Source organism: Pseudomonas persica, assembly GCF_900291015.1.
GTDB lineage: Bacteria > Pseudomonadota > Gammaproteobacteria > Pseudomonadales > Pseudomonadaceae > Aquipseudomonas.
The window spans coordinates 80735-101641 of record NZ_OLKL01000006.1; the positions used below are offsets into that span (position 1 = coordinate 80735).

A 20907-nucleotide genomic window follows, 5' to 3' on the forward strand; every position below is an offset into this window, starting at 1 on the left:
AACAATGATCTCTATGAGGATGCGCGTGCGCTGAGAGCTCATTGAATCGATCGTTGCGGGCTGCCGGGCAGTAGATGTATATCGGCTCAGACGGTCCGACGTTTAGGCAGGAAAGGCGGGAGGTAGAGCGCCATATAGGCTTCGAACACACGCATGCCTTCTTCTGCCATGCGTGGCGTGATCTGTTCGAACAGCTGCATCGACCGGGCGTAGACGCGGTCGCTCAGCTCCATGGCCAGGGCGAAGACATCCACGTCGCTCGGCATTGTCGGCAGCTGGAAATGCCGATCGAACAAGCTATGCATCAGTTCGCCTAGCTCCATGTCGTGCTGGCGGTCGGCCTGCACCACCTCGCTCAACCCATGCTGGGCGAGGATCAACTGACGCGCTGCGGCATCTTCGTTGTAGATATCGAGCATGCGCTGCTCGACCAGCCGCGACAGTTGCTGCCAGGTGCTGAAAGCACAGCTGTCGATCGGTGCACTCAAGGCCTCGCGAAAAGCCCGGTGCACATCGGCTGTCAGCGCTTCCAGCAACGCAGGTACGCTGGCGAAGAAGTGGTATACCGAGGACGGCGGAATCTGTGCGCGCTCGGCCACGCTATAGATCGACAGCGCCGCCACCCCTTGCTCGGCCAGCAACTCGCGTGCAGCCGCCAGGATTGCCTCGATCCTGGCCTGGCTGCTGGCGCGCGGCTTGCGCGGGGAGGCGCTGCGGTTCATCAGTTGCTGATCGCCAGGATGCTGGCCTGATAGGCGCCGACGAACAGGTCGAAGTCGCCGACTTCCTGCTGCTCCAGGCGCGACTGTTCGGCCAGTGATTCTCGGGCGAGGGTTTCGAAGGCCTGCTGTCGCTCGGCGGGCAGTGGCTGCTCGCGGAAGGTTTCGGCGTGAATACGGCTCTGGCGCAGGGCGAACCTGACGAAACTTTCGTCATGCTCGGCCATGCGCGCCAGCACCTGGGCCGACGGGGTCAGCGAGGCGTCGTCGACCTTGGCCTGCTGGGCATCCAGGGCCTTGGCGTGTTCTTCGCCGCCTTGCGCCTGGTCGAGCAGGTCAGCCAGTGAGCGGATGTGCTCGATCAGCTCGCTGGCCCAGTCCTTCAGGCCGATCGGCCGGCCATTGCGCTGCAGCTCCAGGCCCGGGCGACGGCCTTCCTTGACCACGGTCAGGAAGTTGCTGGTGCACTGGCCGCATTCGCCGTTGTCCAGCGGAGGGCTGTCTTCCAGCGCGCAGAACAGCAGGAACGCATCGAGGAAGCGCGCCTCGGTCAGGTCGATGCCCACCGGCAGGAACGGGTTGATGTCCAGGCAGCGCACTTCCACATACTGCACGCCGCGCGAGGTCAGGGCCTGGATCGGCCGCTCGCCGGTGTAGGTGACACGCTTGGGGCGGATGTTCGAGTAGTACTCGTTTTCGATCTGCAGGATGTTGGTGTTCAGCTGGACCCACTCGCCATCCACGTGGGTGCCGACTTCAACGTAGGGCGGGTAGGGCGTGCCCACCGCCTTGCGCAGGCTGTCGGTATAGCTGGCCAGGTTGTTGTAGCACGGCGTGAGGCCAGCCTGGGCGTTGCTCTGGTAGCCCAGGTCGCTCATGCGCAGGCTGGTCGCGTAGGGCAGGTACAGGGTTTCGGCGTCCAGCTCTTCGAGCTGGTGCGGGCGGCCACGCAGGAAGCCTTTGTCCAGGGCCGGCGAGGCGCCGAACAGGTACATCAGCAGCCAGCTGTAGCGGCGGAAATTGCGGATCAGCGCGATATAGGCCGACGACTGGTAGTCGCGGTCGCTCTCGCTGCCGCCTTCGGCGGCGCGCAGCAGCGGCCACAGCGCTTCGGGCAGCGAGAAGTTGTAATGGATACCGGCGATGCACTGCATGGTGCGGCCGTAGCGCAGGGCCAGGCCCTTGCGGTAGACGTGCTTGAGCTTGCCGATGTTCGAGCTGCCGTACTCGGCGATCGGGATGTCCTCCTCGGCTGGCAGCGTGCAGGGCATCGACGGGCTCCACAGGTATTCGTCGCCCAGCTTGCTGTAGACGAAACGGTGGGTCTCTTCGAGGCTTTCGAGCACCTTGGCCGGGTCGGGCAGGGCCGGAGTGATGAACTCCAGCAGCGACTCGGAATAATCGGTGGTGATCTGCTCGTTGGTCAGCGCCGATCCCAAGGCTTGCGGATGCGGAGTCTGGGCCAGGCGACCTTGGTCGGTCACGCGCAGGCATTCGCGCTCAATACCGTGCAGGCACTGCTTGAGCAGGGGGAGATTGGCGCCGAGCAGGCTCAGGCGGCGGTTGAGGAGGTCGCTCAAGATGTATTCCTTCACGCGTCAGTCGCCCCAATATGGGGGTAGAAAAGACGGTCTACAAGGGTAGTGGGAAAAGGAACTGGCGTTGTCGCCTGGTTTACGCGGTTCCGGCATTGCGCAGCGCCGACTTCGGGGGCCGCTTCGCAGCCCATCGCCGGCAAGCCGGGCTCCCACAGGTAATCCTGAATATTCAGGCTTGTGTATTACCTGTGGGAGCCCGGCTTGCCGGCGATGGGGCACGAAGCGGCCCCGGTTGTTGCCGAAAATACCGCAGATACTGCTTGGTGAGCTAGAGAACCGCGAAGGTTCCTTGCGCTTTCGCCACCAGCTTGTCGCCCTGAACTACGTCGGCGTCGACCACCAGGGTGCGCCGCCCGGCGTGCAGCACACGGGCGGTGCACAGTACCTCGCCGTCACTGACGGCGCGCATGTAGTTGATCTTGCACTCGATGGTGACGCTTTGCTGGTCAAAGCCATGGCTGGACGAGCAGGCCAGGCCCATGGCGATGTCCACCAGGCTGAAGATCGCTCCGCCGTGCAGCTTCTGGCCACGGTTGCGCAAGTGTGGCTCGAGCGCCAGGGCTACCCCGGCAACACCTGTTTCCAGGCGTTGCAGGCGGCAGCCGAGCAGCTGGCTGAAGGCGCTTTCGACGTACTCGCGTGGTACGTCCATCACTTCTTCTTCAGCTGCTTGGCGTTGGCGAACAGGGCAGCCATGGCGTTGTTGGCCGGGGCGGCAGTGGCGGTTTCGCGCTGACGCGGCGCCTGCTGCTGGCGGTTGCCGCCATTGCCACGGTTACCACCGCGGTTGCCGTCGACCTTCTCGCCCGGGGTGTCGCTCATGCGCATGGACAGGCCGACGCGCTTGCGCGGGATGTCCACTTCCATGACCTTGACCTTGACCACGTCGCCGGCCTTGACCGCTTCACGCGGGTCCTTGACGAACTTTTCCGACAGCGCCGAGATGTGCACCAGGCCGTCCTGGTGCACGCCGATGTCGACGAAGGCACCGAAGTTGGTGACGTTGGTCACCACGCCTTCGAGGATCATGCCCGGTTCCAGGTCCTTGAGGTCTTCGACGCCGTCCTGGAAGGTGGCGGTCTTGAACTCGGGGCGTGGGTCGCGGCCAGGCTTGTCCAGTTCCTGCAGGATGTCGGTGACGGTGGGCAGGCCGAAGGTTTCGTCGGTGAACTGTTTCGGGTCCAGGCGCTTGAGGAAACTGCTGTCGCCGATCAGCGAGCGGATGTCGCGGTGGGTGTCGGCGGCAATGCGCTGTACCAGCGGGTAGGCCTCAGGGTGCACTGCGGAGGCGTCCAGCGGGTTGTCGCCGTTCATCACGCGCAGGAAGCCTGCGGCCTGTTCGAAGGTTTTTTCACCCAGGCGGCTGACCTTTTTCAGCGCCGCGCGGGTAGCGAACGGGCCGTTGGCATCGCGGTGGGCGACGATGTTCTGCGCCAGGGTGGCGTTGAGGCCGGAGATGCGCGTCAGCAGCGCCACCGAGGCGGTGTTGACGTCCACACCCACGGCGTTCACGCAGTCCTCGACCACGGCGTCCAGGCCCCGCGCCAGTTTCAGCTGGGACACGTCGTGTTGGTACTGGCCGACACCGATGGATTTCGGGTCGATCTTCACCAGCTCCGCCAGCGGGTCCTGCAGGCGGCGGGCAATCGACACGGCGCCACGGATCGACACGTCCAGGTCCGGGAACTCGCGGGCGGCCAGTTCCGATGCGGAATACACCGAAGCGCCAGCCTCGGAAACCATGACTTTGGTGATCTTCAGCGCTGGGTACTTTTTGACCAGCTCTGTCACCAGCTTGTCGCTTTCGCGGCTGGCGGTGCCGTTGCCGATGGCGATCAGCTCCACCGAGTGCTTGGCGCACAGCGCGGCCATGATGGAAATGGTGCGGTCCCAGTCGTTCTTCGGCGCGTGCGGGTAGACCGTGGTGTGGTCCAGCAGCTTGCCGGTGGCATCGACCACGGCGATCTTGCAGCCGGTACGCAGGCCCGGGTCGAAGCCCAGGGTGGCGCGCGGGCCGGCCGGGGCGGCCAGCAGCAGGTCGTGCAGGTTGTGGGCGAACACGTTGATCGCCTCGCCTTCGGCGTTGTCGCGCAGCTCGCCGAACAGGTCGGTTTCCAGGTGGGTGTAAAGCTTGACCTTCCAGGTCCAGCGCACCACTTCGCCGAGCCACTTGTCGGCCGGGCGGTTGCGGTTCTCGATGCCAACATGGTTGCCGATCATCAGCTCGCACGGGTGCAGGGTGCCGGGCAGTTCTTCGCCGACTTTCAGCGAGGCGCTCAGCACGCCTTCATTACGCCCGCGGAAAATTGCCAGGGCGCGGTGCGACGGGGCGTTGCGCAGCAGTTCGTCATGGGCGAAGTAGTCGCGGAACTTGGCGCCTTCTTCTTCCTTGCCAGGTACGACGCGGGCGCTGAGCACCGACTCCTGCTTGAGGAAGCTGCGCAGTTTGTCGAGCAGGGCGGCGTCTTCGGCGAAGCGCTCCATCAGGATGTACTTGGCGCCTTCCAGTGCGGCCTTGACGTCGGCCACGCCTTTGTCGGCGTTGACGAAGCGCGCGGCTTCGCTTTCCGGGGCCAGGTCGGGGTTGTTGAACAGGCCGTCGGCCAGCTCGCCGAGGCCGGCTTCCAGGGCGATCTGGCCCTTGGTACGGCGCTTCTGCTTGTACGGCAGGTACAGGTCTTCGAGGCGGGTCTTGGTGTCGGCCAGCTTGATCTCACGGGCCAGTCCCGGGGTCAGCTTGCCCTGTTCCTCGATGCTGGCCAGGATGCTGGCGCGGCGCTCGTCGAGTTCGCGCAAGTAGCGCAGGCGCTCTTCCAGATGGCGCAGCTGGGTATCGTCCAGGCTACCGGTCACTTCCTTGCGGTAACGGGCGATGAAGGGCACGGTCGAGCCTTCGTCCAACAGGCCCACGGCCGCCTCGACCTGCTGGGGGCGTACGCCCAGTTCCTCGGCGATACGGCTGTTGATGCTGTCCATGTAAACCACCTGACATTTGTGAATACGGGGGTCGCCTGTGGGCCTGTCGCCCGGCGGCGCTGGATGAAAGCCGCGCATTATACCCATCGCAAACGGCTTGCGGTGATGGCGCCCGGCCAGCCGGAACTGGCGCCGGGGGAAAAATCTGCTAACAATGCTCACGCAACGTGCAGCAATGGCTACGCCATAATGCGCGGCGATATCAGAGGAGTTATTCATGACCGGCACGCCAAACACCGCTGAAGGTGACAAGATTCTCATCGTCGATGACGACCCGGGGCTGAGCAGCCTGCTGGAACGTTTCTTCACCAGCAAGGGCTACCGTGCCCGCGCAGTGCCCAACACCGAGCAGATGGACCGCCTGCTGCAGCGTGAGGTGTTCAACCTGGTGGTGCTCGACCTGATGCTGCCTGGCGAGGATGGCCTGTCGGCGTGCAAGCGCCTGCGTCAGCAGAACAACCAGATCCCGATCATCATGCTTACCGCCAAGGGTGACGAGCTCAGCCGTATCAAGGGCCTGGAGCTGGGCGCCGACGACTACCTCGGCAAGCCGTTCAACCCGGACGAGCTGATGGCCCGGGTCAAGGCCGTGCTGCGCCGCCAGGCACCGAGCGTGCCGGGTGCGCCTGGTAGCGAAGACGAGTCGGTCACCTTCGGCGACTACGAGCTGTCGCTGGCCACCCGCGAACTCAAGCGTGGCGACGAAGTGCACATGCTCACCACCGGCGAGTTCGCCGTGCTCAAGGCGCTGGTGATGCACGCCCGCGAGCCGCTGACCCGCGACAAGCTGATGAACCTGGCCCGGGGCCGCGAATGGGATGCGCTGGAGCGCTCCATCGACGTGCAGATTTCGCGCCTGCGCCGCATGATCGAACCGGACCCGTCCAAGCCGCGTTATATCCAGACCGTCTGGGGCGTGGGCTATGTGTTCGTGCCGGACGGAAACGCCGGTAAATGATGCCGCGCCGTCGATGAAAACACCGCTCTGGTTTCCGCAAAGTTTCTTCGCCCGCACCCTATGGCTGGTGCTGATCGTCGTCCTGTTCTCCAAGGCCTTGACCCTGGTCTACCTGTTGATGAACGAGGACGTGCTGGTCGACCGTCAGTACAGCCACGGTGTGGCGCTGACCTTGCGCGCCTATTGGGCTGCCGATGAAGAAAACCGCGACAGAATCGCTGAGGCGGCAGGCCTTATCCGCGTGACCGGCTCGGGTGTGCCCGAAGGCGAGCAGCACTGGCCCTACAGCGAAATCTACCAGCGGCAGATGCAGGCCGAGCTGGGCGAAGACACCGAGGTGCGGCTGCGTATTCATGCGCCACCGGCGTTGTGGGTCAACGCGCCAAGCCTGGGCCCAGGCTGGTTGAAGGTACCGCTGTACCCGCACCCGCTGCGTGGGCAGAAGATCTGGAACGTGCTGGGCTGGTTCCTGGCCATCGGGCTGTTGTCCACCGCCTCGGCGTGGATCTTCGTGCGCCAGCTGAACCAGCCGCTCAAACGCCTGGTATTCGCTGCCCGTCAGCTGGGCCAGGGGCGCAGTGTGCGCCTGCCGATCAGCGATACGCCCAGCGAGATGACCGAGGTGTACAAGGCCTTCAACCAGATGGCCGAGGATGTCGAACAGGCCGGGCGTGAGCGCGAGCTGATGCTGGCCGGGGTTTCCCACGACCTGCGAACACCGCTGACGCGCCTGCGCCTGTCGCTGTCGTTGTTGAACAGCGACAACGAACTGAGTGACGACATGGTTCGCGATATCGAGGACATGGACGCGATCCTCGACCAGTTCCTGGCCTTTATCCGCGATGGCCGGGACGAGCCGGTGGAGGAGGTCGACCTTGCCGACCTGGTGCGCGAGGTGGTGGCGCCGTACAACCAGCCGGAAGAACGGGTGCGGCTGTGCCTGGAGCCGATCCCACCGTTCCCGCTACGCCGGGTTTCGCTCAAGCGCATGCTGGGCAACCTGATCGGCAATGCCCTGCACCATGCCGGCAAGGGGGTCGAGGTGGCCGCCTACGTGTCGGGCGACGAGAGTGCGCCGTATGTGGTGCTGAGCGTGCTGGACCGCGGGACGGGGATCGACGAGTCGGAGCTGGAGACCATCTTCAACCCGTTCATTCGGGGCGACCGGGCGCGCGGGGGCAAGGGCACCGGGCTGGGGTTGGCGATCGTCAAGCGGATCGCGGCGCAGCATGGTGGGAATGTGGAATTGCGCAACCGCTCCGGTGGTGGGATCGAGGCGCGGGTAAGGTTGCCGTTGGGGCTGTTGTTGCCACGTAATGCTGTGTGAGCTTTACCGGCCTCTTCGCGGCTAAAGCCGCTCCCACAGGTTGCACAGGCCTGTGGGCTGCGGTGATCCTGTGGGAGCGGCTTTAGCCGCGAATAGGCCGGAACAGGCTTGAATCAACCTTTCCCTTTGGTCCGGGTCTGATTAGGCCCGCCATTCTTCTCCAGATGCTCGATGATCATCCCGGCCACGTTCTTGCCGGTGGTCACTTCAATGCCTTCCAGCCCCGGCGACGAGTTCACCTCCATTACCAGCGGCCCATGGTTGGAACGCAGGATATCCACACCCGCCACACTCAACCCCATCACCTTGGCCGCGCGTATGGCGGTCATGCGTTCTTCCGGGGTGATCTTGATCAGGCTGGCCACCCCGCCGCGGTGCAAGTTGGAGCGGAATTCCCCTGGCTTGGCCTGGCGCTTCATCGAGGCAATCACCTTGTCGCCGACCACGAAGCAGCGGATGTCCGCGCCACCCGCTTCCTTGATGTATTCCTGCACCATGATGTTCTGCTTCAGGCCCATGAATGCCTCGATCACCGATTCGGCGGCCTTGGTGGTTTCGCACAGCACCACGCCGATGCCTTGGGTACCTTCCAGCACCTTGATCACCAGCGGGGCGCCGTTGACCATCTGGATCAGGTCGGGGATGTCGTCCGGCGAGTGGGCGAAGCCGGTAATCGGCAGGCCGATGCCGCGCCGCGACAGCAGTTGCAGCGAACGCAATTTGTCACGGGAGCGGGCAATCGCTACCGACTCGTTGAGCGGATATACGCCCATCATCTCGAACTGGCGCAGCACCGCGCAGCCATAGAAAGTTACCGAGGCACCAATGCGCGGGATCACCGCGTCGAAGCCTTCCAGCGGCTTGCCGCGATAGTGGATCTGCGGCTTGTGGCTGGCAATGTTCATGTAGGCCCGCAGGGTATCGATCACCACCATTTCGTGGCCCCGCTGGGTACCGGCTTCGACCAGGCGGCGGGTGGAATACAGACGCGGATTGCGCGACAGCACAGCGATCTTCATGCAGCACCTGTGACAGGGGAGAGGGTGGCCGGAAAGGCCGGTTTGTCTTGGACGTACTTCAGGCCAGGGTTGACCACCAACTGACCATGGATCAGGGCCTTGGAACCCAGCAACAGGCGATAACGCATGTTCTTGCGGCAGGCCAGGGTGAATTCTACCTCCCACACACCATCGCCCAGGGCCAGTGACGTACGGATGACATAGCGGGTCTGGGCCTGGCCGTTGGAGCTCTTGATGGTTTTCATGGTCACCAGCGGTGCCTCGCAGCGACGGTGGCGCAACTGCACCACCGAGCCCAGGTGTGCGGTGAAGCGGACCCAGGGCTGGCCGTCGCGCTCGAACGGTTCCACCTCGGTGGCGTGCAGGCTGGAGGTACTGGCGCCGGTGTCGATCTTGGCGCGCAGCCCGGCCACACCAAGGTCGGGCAGGGCGACCCACTCGCGCAGGCCGATTACAGTCAAATGGTCAAATGTCTTCACGAAGCGCACCCTGCTGCTGAGGTGTTGAACTGTAAGCACGGCGGGGATTTTTTGCATCCGATCGTTACGGTAGTACAGTTCGATGAAACACAGTGTTCGAGGTAACGGGATGGCACAAAAAGCCGAAGACGACGACAAGGTCCGCCTGGACAAATGGCTATGGGCGGCACGCTTCTACAAGACCCGTGCGCTGGCCAAGGCGGCGATTGAAAGCGGCAAGGTGCATTGCCGGGGCGAGCGCTGCAAGCCGGGCAAGGAACCGCGGGTGGGTGACGAGTTTGTGCTGCGCACCGGGTTCGATGAACGTACCGTAGTGGTGAAGGCGCTGTCCGTGGTGCGGCGTGGGGCGCCAGAGGCGCAGACGCTGTATGAAGAAACCGAAGAGAGTGTGCGCCGGCGTGAACAAGCGGCCGAAATGCGCAAGGCGGGGGCGATGGGCGTGACTACCGATGGCCGGCCGAACAAGAAGCAGCGGCGGCAGATTCACCAGCTGCATGGGAGCTTTGAATAGCCGGTGCCGCTTTGCGGCCCATCGCCGGCAAGCCAGCTCTCATAGAACTGCACATAACTCGTTGAATTAGCAGGGGCCCTGTGGGAGCGGCTTTAGCCGCGAACACCGGCGCAGCCGGTGCCATGCACCGCGTTGGATTCTTCGCGGCTAAAGCCGCTCCCACAGGATGCACGGACCGCTTGCGAATTCAGTTCTCTATGCGACAGCGCAGCCCAAAGGGCTGGGCCCATCTCCCACAGGTAATGCGCAAGCCCTGAAACGTGTGCGATCCCTGTGGGAGCTGGCTTGCCGGCGATGGGCTGCGCAGCAGCCCCATGGCCCTAACGGGTGACGGCCAGCCGTCCGATCAGTGGTAATTTGCCCAGCAGGTTGAACAGCGGCGCCGGCCAGCGTATCAACGCTTCGCTACCCATGGCCGCCAGCGGCGTATAGCAGCTCCAGCCCAACGCCAGCACCGCCATCAGCAACCCGCCGATATAGTCATCCTGCCCCCAGTGCGCCCCGGCCACCAGCCGCGGCAACATGAACAGCACCGCCAGCCCCCAGACCACCAGGTACTGCATCAGGCGGCGGCTGAACACGCTCATGAACAGCGCCCAGATCAGCAGCACCGAGGCATGGTCCCCCGGGAAACTCTTGCTGGAACGGTCCTTGAGCTCCCAGGCCGCCTCCAGGTTCGGGTAGTAGTCGCTGAGGTGTACCACCTCGTCGAACATCATCGACGGGCTCTTGTGCTGCCAGCCGGCTGCATCCACCCACTTGGAAAACAGCGCGCGAATCACCACTAAGAGGATTAGCGTGACCAGAAAGCCGAAAAATGCCTGGCGAACCTGGGTTGCCTTGAACACCCAGTCGCCACGGATAAGCACTGCCAGAAGGATCAGGCCGACGACGATGTCGAACGGGCGCAGGCTGCCGACGGTCCAGATGTAGCGCCAGATGGTGTTGTCGGCTAGCGGCGCATTTAGGCTGTGGAATAGCCACTCGTCGAAAGTCAGGCACAGGATCTGGCCAATGGGCCATAACCAGAAACACAGTAGAGCAATGGGAAGCAGCGTACAGGCTGCCAATGGCCCCCAGGACCACCTTGCTTGGAACAGTGGTCGATTGTCCATAAAATACCTCTATTGCAAACAGGAGTCGGAGCGCCTTGTGAGCGCTCTGTCACAGGGTTCTCGCATGTGTTCCGACAACCCTTGTAACCATTTATGTCACCATTTTCAGATAGCCAAAACCTATGAGCGACTTGCCTGATACCGATTTCACCCAACGTTTCATCTTCGACGAGCGCGATGTGCGCGGCGAGTGGGTGTCTCTCGATGACAGCTACGCCGCGGTGCTGGCGCGTCATGAGTACCCGCAGCCGGTGCAGGTACTGCTCGGCGAGCTGATGGCCGCCACCGCCTTGCTGGTGGGGGCGCTGAAGTTCGACGGCCTACTGATTCTGCAGGCGCGTTCGCAAGGGCCGATCCCGCTGCTGATGGTGGAGTGCTCGGGCGAGCGCGATATCCGCGGCATGGCTCGCTATGACGCCGAACAGATCCCTGACGGCGCCAGCCTGTCGCAACTGATGCCCGATGGCCATCTGACCCTGACCATCGACCCGGTCAAGGGCCAGCGCTACCAGGGTACCGTTGACCTCGATGGCGCCGACCTGTCGGAATGCTTCACCAACTACTTCGTGCAGTCGCAGCAGCTGAATACGCGCTTCTGGCTCAATGCCGAAGGCGGCAAGGCCCGTGGCCTGCTGCTGCAGCAGCTGCCGCGTGATCGCCAGCCGGATGATGAAGAGCGTGAGGATAGCTGGCAGCACGTAGTGGCCCTGGCCAAGACCCTCAAACCCGAGGAATGGGCCGAAGGCAACGAAACCCTGCTGCACCGCCTGTACCACGAAGACGCCGTGCGCCTGTTCGATATCCAGCCGCTGCGCTTCAACTGCAGCTGCTCGCGCGAACGTTCCGGCAATGCGCTGGTCAGTTTGGGCGAGCACGACGCCAAGACGCTGGTGGAAGAATGCGGCGGGCAGGTGGAGATCGATTGCCAGTTCTGCAACGAGCGCTATTTCTTCGACGCCAACGACGTCGCGCAACTGTTTGCCGGTGGCGGCACTGACGTAGCCTCAGAAACTCGTCACTGAAACGTTTAAGCACAGGACAATCTCCTGTCGAATTGCGCAAAAGCGCAGTTCTGACAGGAGGGGCCTACTTTTTTTGGGCGTTTCTGGCATAATCCGGCCACTTTTTTCGCTGTAGTAGTTTTTTCAAGACAACTACAAAACGTTTGGAGCACTCGGCCTCGGGCCGGATGGGGTATCTCATGACGCAAGCCAACAACACCGTGTACACCGACCTGAGCGTCGATGAGCTGGTAAAAGAAGCGCTGCAACGCGGTGAAGGCGTACTAGCCGATACTGGTGCACTGGTCGTGGAGACTGGTCACCGTACTGGCCGTTCGCCGGCTGACCGTTTCATCGTCGAAGAGCCTTCCACCCAGGACGCCATTGCCTGGGGCCCGATCAACCGCAAGTTCCCGGCCGACAAGTTCGATGCCCTGTGGGACCGCGTCGAGGCGTTCAACAACGCCCAGGATCACTTCGTTTCCTACGTCCACGTAGGGGCAGCCGCCGAGCACTACCTGCCGGTGAAGATGACCACCCAGACGGCCTGGCAGAACCTGTTCGGGCGTTGCCTGTTCATCAACCCGGAACAGTACAACCCGGCTGGCCGTGGCGAGTGGCAGGTCCTCAACGTCGCCAACTTCGTGTGCGAGCCCGAGCGTGACGGCACCAACTCCGATGGTTGCGTGATCATCAACTTCGCCCAGAAGAAGGTGCTGATCGCTGGCATGCGCTACGCCGGCGAAATGAAGAAAGCCATGTTCTCGGTGCAGAACTTCCTGCTGCCGGCTGCCGACGTACTGCCAATGCATTGCGCCGCCAACATCGGCGAAGCAGGCGATGTGACCCTGTTCTTCGGCCTGTCCGGCACCGGCAAGACCACCCTGTCGGCCGACGAAAGCCGTTACCTGATCGGTGACGACGAGCACGGCTGGGGCGAGGGCGTGGTCTTCAACATCGAAGGCGGTTGCTACGCCAAGTGCATCGACTTGTCCGAGAAGAACGAGCCGGTCATCTGGAAGGCCATCAAGCATGGTGCCGTGCTGGAAAACGTCGTTCTCGACGCCAACAAGCACGCCGACTACACCGATGTCAGCCTGACCCAGAACAGCCGTGCGGCCTACCCGCTGGAGCACGTTGCCAAGCGTTCCGCAGCGAACCTGGGCGGCGAGCCGAATGCAGTCATCTTCCTGACCTGCGACCTGACGGGTGTTCTGCCTCCGGTTTCGATCCTGAACAACGAGCAGGCGGCCTACCACTTCCTGTCCGGTTACACCGCGCTGGTCGGTTCCACCGAAATGGGTTCGGGTAGCGGCATCAAGTCGACCTTCTCCACCTGCTTCGGCGCCCCGTTCTTCCCGCGCCCGGCTGGCGAGTACGCCGAGCTGCTGATCAAGCGTATCAAGGGCTTCGACTCGAAGGTGTACCTGGTCAACACCGGCTGGACCGGCGGAGGCTACGGCGTTGGCAAGCGCTTCAGCATCCCGACCACCCGTGCCGTGATCGCTGCGATCCAGAGCGGCGCGCTGGTCGGTGCCGAAACCGAGCACCTGGACATCATCAACCTGGACGTGCCGAAGGCCGTTCCGGGCGTGGATACCGAGCTGCTCAACCCACGCACCAACTGGGCTGACAAGGCTGCCTACGACGAGGCCGCCAACGGCCTGGCCAAGCTGTTCATCGAAAACTTCAAGAAGTTCGAAGTTTCCGACGCCATCAAGGCCGCTGGCCCACAGCTGTAAGCTGAACCAGCCGCAACCAGAAAGCCGTCCCTAGGGGCGGCTTTTTTATTATCCGCTGTCTGTGCGGGCAAAATCCGCAATTTCTGTTTCACTATCAGCATCCATTGTGAAGACAAGAGCCTGCCAGATGACCGAATCGCCTCAGCGCACTGCTTTCTCCCACTTCCACCCCATCCTCACCCGCCCCCAGGATAACGACCTGAACGGCCACCTCGCCGGTGCCACCGTACACGGCTTCTTCGAAACCGCCATCCAGGCGTTCCTTGTCGAACAGGCCGAGCTGGACCTGCGTGATGGCGAGCTGGCGGCCTTCGTGGTCAGTTCGGCGGCGGACTTTTACGCACTGCCAGGCTTCCCGGATGTGCTGGAGGTGGGGTTGGGGGTAGCACGCCTGGCGGGCAGCACGGTGGACTACCGCCTGGCGCTGTTCCGCCCAGGGGAACCGGAGGCGTGTGCCGCAGGCACGGTGGTGCAGGTGTTCATCGAGCGCGCCAGTGGCCGGCCTGTGGCGCTGCCAGCGGCGCTGCAGGTGATTCTGTCTGGCATCCTGCTGGAATCGCAGGCATAAAAAAGCCCCGCTGGCAGGGGCGGGGCTGTTGTTGCCGGGGCAGAGCCCTCAGGCGTTAGTCGCGCCAGTGGCGCTTGTGCTTGCGGTGGCCGTAATGGTGACCACGGTCCCAGTGACGGCGGTCATCATCGTAGCCACGACGGTAGCGACGGCCATCGTGGTAGTCGTCTCTGTCGGCCTCTTTGCCCATGTAGTTACCCAGTGCGCCACCGGCGCCACCGCCGGCTGCTGCGCCAATGTAACTACCGGTAGTACCGCCCATGGAGCGGCCGACCACGTTGCCGCCTGCGGCGCCCAATGCGCCACCGATGGCTGCCTCACCACGCTGGTGCTTGTTGGCACCGACTGCACTGCCAGCTGCGCCGCCCAGGCCAGCGCCGATCGCGCCGCCTGTGCTACCACCAATGGACTGGCCCACGACAGAGCCCAGTACCCCACCCAATGCGCCGCCAATGCCGGCCTCGGTGGTGCCGCCTGCCATGGCAACGCCGCTGAGCAAGCTGAAAGACAACAACAGTATCGAGGAGTACTTCTTCATCAAGAGAGCCTCATAGGGATGACGAGGCGAATTTGAGCCTAACAAACGGCTCTGGCAACGGAAATCCGACGAGTAACACGACTTGTACACAATTCTCTAACTTACTGTATTTATTGTGAAACTTTATCGTTTTTTGGCTGTCTGAGACTTTTATGACGAAGCCCTGAACCACATTGGAACAGGGCTTTTTTCGTTTTTGGCGGTGGGGCTTTCGGCCTCTTCGCGGGTGAACCCGCTCCTACAGGGAATCACCATTCTCAGGTCATGTGTTGCCCCTGTGGGAGCGGGTTCACCCGCGAAGAAGCCAACACAATGCCTACAGGATACGCCCCTGGTCCCGCGCCCGCTCCAGCTTGATGGCAATGAACTTCGACGTCGGCGTATGGCTGCCATCGCCAATGCTTTCCAGCGGCACCAGCGGGTTCACCTCCGGGTAGTACGCCGCCGCTTGCCCGGCCGGGATGTCGAAGGCCAGCAGAGTAAAGCCGTGCACACGGCGCACATGCTCATCCCCCCACAACGACACGATGTCGACCTGCTGCCCCGGCTGGAAGCCCAGGCGGATGATGTCGGCTTCGTTGGCGAACAGCACCTCGCGCTGGCCGCGCACGCCGCGGTAGCGGTCGTCCAGGCCGTAGATGGTGGTGTTGTACTGATCGTGCGAGCGCAGCGACTGCATGATCAGGTCCGGCAGCTGGCCGCTGGCGCGCACGCGCTCGTCGAGCAGCGTGTCGGGCAGCAGGTTGGCCTTGAAGTTGGCGCGGCCGCTGCTGGTTTTCCATTCGCGGCTGGCGGCGCTGTTGCCCAGGTAGAAACCGCCCGGCTCGCGCAGGCGCTGGTTGAAGCCGCTGAAGCCGTCGATGGTGTCGCCGATCAGCTCGCGGATGCGGTCGTAGTCAGCCACCAGCCAGTGCCAGTCCACGGGCTTCTTGCCCAGGGTGGCGGCGGCGATACCAGCGATTACCGCCGGCTCCGAGCGCATTTGCGTCGACAGCGGCTTCAGCTGGCCATTGGAGGCGTGGACCATGCTGAAGGAATCTTCCACCGTTACCGCCTGTGGCCCGTCGGCCTGCAGGTCGATATCGGTGCGCCCCAGGCACGGCAGGATCAGTGCCTGTTTGCCGTGCACCAGGTGGCTGCGGTTGAGCTTGGTACTGATGTGTACGGTCAGCTCGCAGTTGCGCAGTGCCTGGGCGGTGCGCTCGGTGTCCGGCGTGGCCTGGGCGAAGTTGCCTCCCAGGCCGATGAACACCTTGGCCCGGCCGTCGAGCATGGCGTGGATCGCCTCGACGGTGTTGTGGCCGTTGTGCCGGGGCACGGGGAAGCCGAAGCGCTGCTCGATGGCGTCCAGCAGGGCCGCCGGCGGGCGTTCGTTGATGCCCATGGTACGGTCACCCTGCACATTACTGTGGCCGCGCACCGGGCACAGGCCGGCGCCTGGCACGCCGATGTTGCCGCGCAGCATCTGCAGGTTGACGATTTCCTGGATGGTCGGCACCGAATGGCGGTGCTGGGTAATGCCCATCGCCCAGCACATGATCACCCGCTTGCCGCGGCAGTACATGCGCGCGGCCAGTTCGATGTCGGTCAGCGCCAAGCCGGACTGGGTCTGGATGTGTTCCCACGGGGTGGCATCCACTACCGCCAGATAGTCGTCGACGCCATGGCCATGTTCGGCGATGAAGGCGTGGTCGAAGACGGCCGGTTCGCCCTTGGCCTGGGCTTCGCGCTCCCATTGCAGGACGAACTTGGCCATGCCGCGCAGCATCGCCATGTCGCCGCCCAGGGCCGGGCGGAAGAATGCGGTGTTGGTCGGCCGGTCGCTATTGGTCAGCATTTCCAGCGGGTTCTGCGGGTGCTGGAAGCGCTCCAGGCCACGCTCCTTGAGCGGGTTGATGCACACCACCTGAGCTCCGCGTTTTACCGCATCGCGCAGCGGGTCGAGCATGCGCGGGTGGTTGGTACCGGGGTTCTGGCCCCAGACGAAAATTGCGTCGGCATGCTCGAAGTCGTCGAAGGTGACGGTGCCCTTGCCGACCCCGATGCTTTGCCCCAGGGCCACGCCACTGGCCTCGTGGCACATGTTCGAGCAGTCGGGGAAGTTGTTGGTGCCGTAGGCGCGCACGAACAACTGGTACAGGTATGCCGCCTCGTTGCTGGCGCGTCCCGACGTGTAGAACTCGGCCTGGTCCGGGTTGGCCAGTTTGTTCAGTTCGCGGGCGATCAGGGTGAAGGCGGCGTCCCAGCTGATTGGCTGGTAGCGGTCGCTGGGTGCGTCATAGACCATCGGCTCGGTCAGGCGCCCCTGGTACTCCAGCCAGTAATCGCTCTGCTGCAGTAGCGAAGTGACGCTGTAGCGGGCAAAAAAGGCCGCATCGACGCGGCGCTTGGTCGCCTCCCAGTTCACTGCCTTGGCACCGTTCTCGCAGAACTTGACCATGCCGCTTTCCGGCGCGTCGCCCCAGGCGCAGCCGGGGCAGTCGAAACCGCCGTTCTGGTTGGTCTTGAGCAGGGCGCGAATGTTCTTCAGCGCGTTATCGCTGCCGACCCAGGCCTTGGCCACGCTGCGCAGCGCGCCCCAGCCACCGGCGGGGCCGTGGTAGGGCTTGTAGCGAGGGGAGGAGGCTGGGGCGTTGTTCGGGAGGTGTTGGTACGAGGTCACGAGTGTTACGACTCCGCCGCTGGGCTGTAGACCCGCGGTGCGCTGTGCTTGGGCAGATGGATAAGGTTGAGGTTGTGCTTGCGCGCCCATTGCAGGGCAAGGCCGGTGGGCGCTGACAGGCTGACCAGGGTCTGGATACCGGCCCGCAACACCTTCTGGATCAGTTCCAGGCTGCAGCGGCTGGTAACGATGGCCAGGCCGCCCTGGCTGTCGATGCCTTGGCGCAGCAGGGCGCCGATCAGCTTGTCGAGGGCGTTGTGCCGGCCGATGTCTTCGCGGCCGAGCAGCAGTTCGCCGTGGCGGTCCATGAACAGCGCCGCATGCACCGCGCCACAGTGCTGGCCGAGGGGCTGGAAGGCATCGATGCGCTGACGCAGGCCGACCAGCCATTGCGCCGGTGGCAAGGGCGCACCAGGCAGCTCGGCCAGCTCTGGCAATGCCTGCTCCAGCGCTTCGACCCCGCACAGGCCGCAACCACTGGTACCGGCCAGCTGGCGGCGCTGGTTTTTCAGGTTCCAGAATGCACGGCTGGAAATCTCCAGGTCGGCATACATCGCCGAGCCGCTGCCGGAGAGCTTCAGGTCGTAGATTTCCGTGGTGCCTTCGACAATGCCGCTGCCGACACTGAAGCCGACGGCGAAGTCTTCCAGGTCGGTGGGGCTGACCAGCATCACCGCCTGGTTGAGGCCGTTGTAGGCAATGGCCAGGGCCACTTCTTCGGCCAAGGGCGTGCTGTCGCGTCTGGCATCGCTGAGCTGGACGTAATCGTAGGTGTTGCTGGCGGCGGGCATGGACAGGGGTGATGAGGCCGCGCAGACCGGAGGCTTGCTTTTCATCGGGGCGGTATCGGGGCTATCGGCAGCTCTTTGATAGCACAAGCCTAGGCGTGCGGGCCGGCGGCGTCTAATCGCTAGGGTCTATGCCTTGATAGACAGCGTCGATTGGTCGTACAGGGGCGGTAGGAGAAAAGCTGGCCTAGACTGCTGTGTCCGAGGCTTCATCAACAAGGAGAGCGCTATGAGCTTGTTCAGTTTCGTCAAGGAAGCGGGGGAGAAGTTGATCGACCTGCTGACCCCCGGTAACGCCAATGCCGAAGAGCAGCTGAAGAAACACGTGGAAAGTGTCGGCCTGGGCAACCCGAATATCAGCGCCACTGTAGAGGGCGACACGATCATCCTCAAGGGCGAGGTGGCCAGCCAGGAGGAGAAAGAGAAGATCATCCTGGCGGCGGGCAACATTGCTGGCGTGGCCAGTGTCGATGACCAGATCACCGTGACTGGGCCGGTGGCGCAGGCGGCGCGGTTCGTGACGGTGGCGAAGGGTGACACGTTGAGTGCCATTTCGAAGAAGGAGTATGGCGACCCCAACAAGTACCAGAAGATCTTCGAGGCCAACAAACCGATGCTCAAGCACCCGGACAAGATCTATCCGGGGCAGGTGCTGCGTATTCCTGACTGATCTCTGCCGCCTGTACCGGCCTCTTCGCGGGTAAACCCGCTCCCACAGGGATCGCACACAGTTCAGACCTGTGGTGATCCTGTGGGAGCGGGTTTACCCGCGAAAGGGCCTTCACAGGCCTACCAATAATTCCCGGTAGTCCTCGACCGCCGCAAACTCCTCGGTATCCCGAGGCTCTGCCTGGCTATCCGGCTGGCGCACCGCCAGCAGATGCCCCACACCAAACCTGCGCGCACTGCGCAGAATCGCCAGGGTGTCATCGATGAACAGGCTGCGCCCCGGCTCAAAGCCGATGTCCGCCTGCAATGCATCCCAGAACTGCGGGCTTTCCTTCGGGTAGCCATAGTCATGCGAGCTGATCAGCCGCTCGAAATACGGCGCCAGCTCCACCCGCTCCAGCTTCAGCGACAGCGAATCCCGGTGCGCATTGGTGATCATCACCACGCGCTTGCCCGCGTCGCGGATCGCTGCCAGGAAGGTATCGGCATCCGGGCGCAGGGCAATCAGGTCGGCGATTTCCTGTTTCAGCTCGCGGATCGGCAGGCGCAGCTCGCGGCTCCAGAAGTCCAGGCAATACCAGTTCAGCGTGCCGGCATTGCGTTCGAACAGCGGCTGCAGCTCCATTTCCGCCATGGCCCGGCTCACCCCGTGCAGCTCGGCATAGCGCTGGGGCAGGTGGTCCAGCCAGAAACGGTTGTCGTAATGCAGGTCGAGCAGGGTGCCATCCATGTCCAGCAGGACGGTATCGATGGCAGACCAGGGAAGAACAGGCATGGGAAACTCTCGATCAGTCGGCAAGCCACGGTATAGTAACCCGTTCACGCCAAGGAGCCGCCCCATGCGCCAGAAACCCACCGTCCTCAGCCGCGAAATCGTCGCCAGCAGCCGCCTGTTTCGCGTCGAAGCCGTGCAATTGCGCTTCAGCAATGGCAACGAGCGCACCTACGAGCGCCTGGTGGGCCGGGGCAATGGCTACGGCGCGGTGATGATCGTGGCCATGCTCGACGCCGAGCACGCGGTGCTGGTGGAGGAATACTGCGGTGGCACCGACGAATACGAGCTGTCGTTGCCCAAGGGCCTGATCGAGCCGGGCGAGGACGTGCTGGCGGCCGCCGACCGGGAGCTCAAGGAAGAAGCCGGTTTTGGCGCGCGCCAGCTGGAGCACCTGACCGAGCTGTCGCTGTCGCCGGGCTACATGAGCCAGAAGATCCAGGTGGTGCTGGCCAGCGAGCTGTACGAGGAGCGCCTGGAAGGCGATGAGCCGGAGCCGATGCGGGTCGACAAGGTCAACCTGCGCGAACTCTCGGCCCTGGCCATGCACCCGCAGTTCACCGAGGGGCGTGCCTTGGCTGCGCTATACCTGGCGCGTGACCTGCTGATTCAGCGGGGGCTGCTGGAAGCATGAACGACCTGCAATTGATGCACGAAGTGGTCAAGCTGGCCTTGTTGGCGGGTGAGGCGATCCTGCCGTTCTGGCGTGCCGATGTGGCCGTGACCAACAAGGCCGACGATTCGCCGGTCACCGCCGCCGACCTGGCGGCACACCGGGTGATTGCCGATGGCCTGCTGGCGCTGGCGCCGCAGATCCCGGTGCTGTCCGAAGAGGACTGCAACATTCCGCTGGCCGAGCGCCAGGGCTGGAGCCGCTGGTGGCTGGTCGACCCGCTGGACGGTACCAAGGAGTTCATCGCCGGCAGCGAAGAGTTCACGGTCAACATCGCCCTGGTTGAAAACGGCGAGGTGGTGTTTGGCGTGGTGTCCATGCCGACCAACGGGCGCTGCTACTTCGGGGGGCGCGGCTTGGGTGCCTGGCGTGCGCAAGCCGGTGACGCCGCCCAGCCGATCCAGGTACGCAACGCGCCGCCGGCGGGTGGGCGTTTCACCGTGGTTGCCAGCCGTCGCCATTCCAGCCCGGAACAGGAAGCGCTGTTGGCCGGGTTGGGGGCTGCGGTGGGTGAACTGGAGCTGGCCAATATCGGCAGTTCGTTGAAGTTCTGCCTGTTGGCCGAGGGTAGCGCCGATTGCTATCCGCGTCTGGCGCCGACTTCGCAGTGGGATACCGCGGCGGCGCAGGGGGTGGTGGAAGGCGCCGGGGGCGAGGTGATCGGCGTTGATGGCTTGCCGTTCCGGTACCCGGCGCGGGAGTCGTTGCTCAATCCGTATTTCCTGGCGTTGCCGGCAAATGCTGCCTGGCGCCAAGCCTTCCTGAACCTGATCTGACAGCCTTGGCGCGATC

Annotated in this window: 20 protein-coding genes; 9 read left to right on the plus strand and 11 right to left on the minus strand. The window is 63.6% G+C overall.

The annotated features are described in order from the left end of the window. Positions 1–86 precede the first annotated feature (86 nt). From FQ664_RS01565 to FQ664_RS01580, 4 genes are all read right to left on the minus strand, one after another. Positions 87–722, minus strand: coding sequence for a TetR/AcrR family transcriptional regulator (locus tag FQ664_RS01565; protein WP_144170154.1), 636 nt, complete (start codon positions 720–722; stop codon positions 87–89). Then, the gene (gshA, locus tag FQ664_RS01570) at positions 722–2299 is read right to left on the minus strand and encodes a glutamate--cysteine ligase (RefSeq protein ID WP_178090936.1); all 1578 of its coding nucleotides are present in this window, start codon (positions 2297–2299) and stop codon (positions 722–724) included. The genes FQ664_RS01565 and gshA overlap by 1 nt, the downstream gene beginning before the upstream one ends. 286 nt (positions 2300–2585) lie before the next feature. Beyond that, positions 2586–2969, minus strand: coding sequence for a PaaI family thioesterase (locus tag FQ664_RS01575; RefSeq protein ID WP_144170156.1), 384 nt, complete (start codon positions 2967–2969; stop codon positions 2586–2588). After that, on the minus strand, positions 2969–5293 hold the full coding sequence (locus tag FQ664_RS01580) for a Tex family protein (RefSeq protein WP_144170157.1): 2325 nt from the start codon (positions 5291–5293) through the stop codon (positions 2969–2971). Before FQ664_RS01580 ends, FQ664_RS01575 begins: the two co-directional genes overlap by 1 nt. A 217-nt stretch (positions 5294–5510) precedes the next feature. Here FQ664_RS01580 and ompR point away from each other — a divergent pair, with 217 nt between their 5' ends. Both ompR and FQ664_RS01590 read left to right on the plus strand, forming a co-directional pair. Then, entirely contained in the window at positions 5511–6251 is a 741-nt protein-coding gene (ompR, locus tag FQ664_RS01585) for an osmolarity response regulator transcription factor OmpR (protein WP_012270052.1), read from the plus strand. A gap of 13 nt (positions 6252–6264) precedes the next feature. Then, positions 6265–7578 (plus strand): ATP-binding protein, encoded by a 1314-nt coding sequence (locus FQ664_RS01590; protein WP_144170158.1) that lies wholly within the window; start codon positions 6265–6267, stop codon positions 7576–7578. Between the two features lie 113 nt (positions 7579–7691). Here FQ664_RS01590 and rimK read toward each other — a convergent pair whose 3' ends face one another. Both rimK and rimB read right to left on the minus strand, forming a co-directional pair. Beyond that, positions 7692–8597 carry a 30S ribosomal protein S6--L-glutamate ligase gene (rimK, locus tag FQ664_RS01595; protein ID WP_015268602.1) on the minus strand — a complete coding sequence of 302 codons (906 nt, stop codon included), beginning with the start codon at positions 8595–8597 and terminating at the stop codon, positions 7692–7694. Continuing rightward, positions 8594–9076 carry a retropepsin-like aspartic endopeptidase RimB gene (rimB, locus tag FQ664_RS01600; protein ID WP_041166351.1) on the minus strand — a complete coding sequence of 161 codons (483 nt, stop codon included), beginning with the start codon at positions 9074–9076 and terminating at the stop codon, positions 8594–8596. Before rimB ends, rimK begins: the two co-directional genes overlap by 4 nt. A gap of 109 nt (positions 9077–9185) precedes the next feature. Between rimB and FQ664_RS01605 the strand changes: the two genes are divergently transcribed. Then, on the plus strand, positions 9186–9587 hold the full coding sequence (locus FQ664_RS01605) for an RNA-binding S4 domain-containing protein (protein ID WP_144170159.1): 402 nt from the start codon (positions 9186–9188) through the stop codon (positions 9585–9587). Between the two features lie 320 nt (positions 9588–9907). Here FQ664_RS01605 and FQ664_RS01610 read toward each other — a convergent pair whose 3' ends face one another. Then, positions 9908–10702: a phosphatase PAP2 family protein gene (locus tag FQ664_RS01610; protein WP_144170160.1), complete on the minus strand. Its 795-nt coding sequence runs from the start codon at positions 10700–10702 to the stop codon at positions 9908–9910. Positions 10703–10824: 122 nt separating this feature from the next. On the opposite strand from FQ664_RS01610, the gene hslO reads away from it, so the two are divergent. The 3 genes from hslO to FQ664_RS01625 all read left to right on the plus strand — a co-directional run bounded on the left by hslO (position 10825) and on the right by FQ664_RS01625 (position 14013). Further along, complete coding sequence (gene hslO / locus FQ664_RS01615; RefSeq protein WP_144170161.1) at positions 10825–11724, plus strand: Hsp33 family molecular chaperone HslO; 900 nt, start codon at positions 10825–10827, stop codon at positions 11722–11724. 179 nt (positions 11725–11903) lie between these two features. Further along, the gene (locus tag FQ664_RS01620; RefSeq protein WP_144170162.1) at positions 11904–13445 is read left to right on the plus strand and encodes a phosphoenolpyruvate carboxykinase; all 1542 of its coding nucleotides are present in this window, start codon (positions 11904–11906) and stop codon (positions 13443–13445) included. 127 nt (positions 13446–13572) lie between these two features. Next, the gene (locus tag FQ664_RS01625) at positions 13573–14013 is read left to right on the plus strand and encodes an acyl-CoA thioesterase (RefSeq protein WP_144170163.1); all 441 of its coding nucleotides are present in this window, start codon (positions 13573–13575) and stop codon (positions 14011–14013) included. Positions 14014–14068: 55 nt separating this feature from the next. Here the strand turns inward: FQ664_RS01625 and FQ664_RS01630 are convergent, their stop codons facing one another. The 3 genes from FQ664_RS01630 to fdhD all read right to left on the minus strand — a co-directional run bounded on the left by FQ664_RS01630 (position 14069) and on the right by fdhD (position 18049). After that, positions 14069–14551, minus strand: coding sequence for a glycine zipper domain-containing protein (locus tag FQ664_RS01630; protein ID WP_063914464.1), 483 nt, complete (start codon positions 14549–14551; stop codon positions 14069–14071). Between the two features lie 316 nt (positions 14552–14867). Next, the gene (locus FQ664_RS01635) at positions 14868–17213 is read right to left on the minus strand and encodes an FdhF/YdeP family oxidoreductase (protein WP_144170164.1); all 2346 of its coding nucleotides are present in this window, start codon (positions 17211–17213) and stop codon (positions 14868–14870) included. 5 nt (positions 17214–17218) lie between these two features. Continuing rightward, positions 17219–18049 (minus strand): formate dehydrogenase accessory sulfurtransferase FdhD, encoded by an 831-nt coding sequence (fdhD, locus tag FQ664_RS01640; RefSeq protein WP_144170165.1) that lies wholly within the window; start codon positions 18047–18049, stop codon positions 17219–17221. A gap of 181 nt (positions 18050–18230) precedes the next feature. Between fdhD and lysM the strand changes: the two genes are divergently transcribed. After that, on the plus strand, positions 18231–18671 hold the full coding sequence (gene lysM / locus FQ664_RS01645; protein WP_144170166.1) for a peptidoglycan-binding protein LysM: 441 nt from the start codon (positions 18231–18233) through the stop codon (positions 18669–18671). A gap of 111 nt (positions 18672–18782) precedes the next feature. Here lysM and yrfG read toward each other — a convergent pair whose 3' ends face one another. Then, the gene (gene yrfG / locus FQ664_RS01650; RefSeq protein WP_144170167.1) at positions 18783–19445 is read right to left on the minus strand and encodes a GMP/IMP nucleotidase; all 663 of its coding nucleotides are present in this window, start codon (positions 19443–19445) and stop codon (positions 18783–18785) included. A 64-nt stretch (positions 19446–19509) separates the two neighbouring features. On the opposite strand from yrfG, the gene nudE reads away from it, so the two are divergent. Together nudE and cysQ are read left to right on the plus strand one after the other, a co-directional pair. Then, positions 19510–20076, plus strand: coding sequence for an ADP compounds hydrolase NudE (gene nudE, locus FQ664_RS01655; RefSeq protein WP_144170168.1), 567 nt, complete (start codon positions 19510–19512; stop codon positions 20074–20076). Further along, positions 20073–20891, plus strand: a complete 819-nt coding sequence (gene cysQ / locus FQ664_RS01660) for a 3'(2'),5'-bisphosphate nucleotidase CysQ (RefSeq protein ID WP_144170169.1) — start codon at positions 20073–20075, stop codon at positions 20889–20891. The genes nudE and cysQ overlap by 4 nt, the downstream gene beginning before the upstream one ends. Positions 20892–20907: the final 16 nt, after the last annotated feature.

Excerpts from the sequence above, each read along its gene's own strand:
- cysQ (WP_144170169.1), top strand. The coding sequence starts at position 20,073 with ATGAACGACCTGCAATTGATGCACGAAGTGGTCAAGCTGGCCTTGTTG.
- nudE (WP_144170168.1), top strand. The coding sequence starts at position 19,510 with ATGCGCCAGAAACCCACCGTCCTCAGCCGCGAAATCGTCGCCAGCAGC.
- FQ664_RS01605 (WP_144170159.1), top strand. The coding sequence starts at position 9,186 with ATGGCACAAAAAGCCGAAGACGACGACAAGGTCCGCCTGGACAAATGG.
- lysM (WP_144170166.1), top strand. The coding sequence starts at position 18,231 with ATGAGCTTGTTCAGTTTCGTCAAGGAAGCGGGGGAGAAGTTGATCGAC.
- FQ664_RS01625 (WP_144170163.1), top strand. The coding sequence starts at position 13,573 with ATGACCGAATCGCCTCAGCGCACTGCTTTCTCCCACTTCCACCCCATC.
- FQ664_RS01575 (WP_144170156.1), bottom strand. The coding sequence starts at position 2,969 with ATGGACGTACCACGCGAGTACGTCGAAAGCGCCTTCAGCCAGCTGCTC.
- FQ664_RS01565 (WP_144170154.1), bottom strand. The coding sequence starts at position 722 with ATGAACCGCAGCGCCTCCCCGCGCAAGCCGCGCGCCAGCAGCCAGGCC.
- yrfG (WP_144170167.1), bottom strand. The coding sequence starts at position 19,445 with ATGCCTGTTCTTCCCTGGTCTGCCATCGATACCGTCCTGCTGGACATG.
- hslO (WP_144170161.1), top strand. The coding sequence starts at position 10,825 with ATGAGCGACTTGCCTGATACCGATTTCACCCAACGTTTCATCTTCGAC.
- FQ664_RS01620 (WP_144170162.1), top strand. The coding sequence starts at position 11,904 with ATGACGCAAGCCAACAACACCGTGTACACCGACCTGAGCGTCGATGAG.
- FQ664_RS01610 (WP_144170160.1), bottom strand. The coding sequence starts at position 10,702 with ATGGACAATCGACCACTGTTCCAAGCAAGGTGGTCCTGGGGGCCATTG.
- FQ664_RS01590 (WP_144170158.1), top strand. The coding sequence starts at position 6,265 with ATGAAAACACCGCTCTGGTTTCCGCAAAGTTTCTTCGCCCGCACCCTA.
- ompR (WP_012270052.1), top strand. The coding sequence starts at position 5,511 with ATGACCGGCACGCCAAACACCGCTGAAGGTGACAAGATTCTCATCGTC.
- FQ664_RS01580 (WP_144170157.1), bottom strand. The coding sequence starts at position 5,293 with ATGGACAGCATCAACAGCCGTATCGCCGAGGAACTGGGCGTACGCCCC.
- fdhD (WP_144170165.1), bottom strand. The coding sequence starts at position 18,049 with ATGAAAAGCAAGCCTCCGGTCTGCGCGGCCTCATCACCCCTGTCCATG.
- rimK (WP_015268602.1), bottom strand. The coding sequence starts at position 8,597 with ATGAAGATCGCTGTGCTGTCGCGCAATCCGCGTCTGTATTCCACCCGC.
- FQ664_RS01630 (WP_063914464.1), bottom strand. The coding sequence starts at position 14,551 with ATGAAGAAGTACTCCTCGATACTGTTGTTGTCTTTCAGCTTGCTCAGC.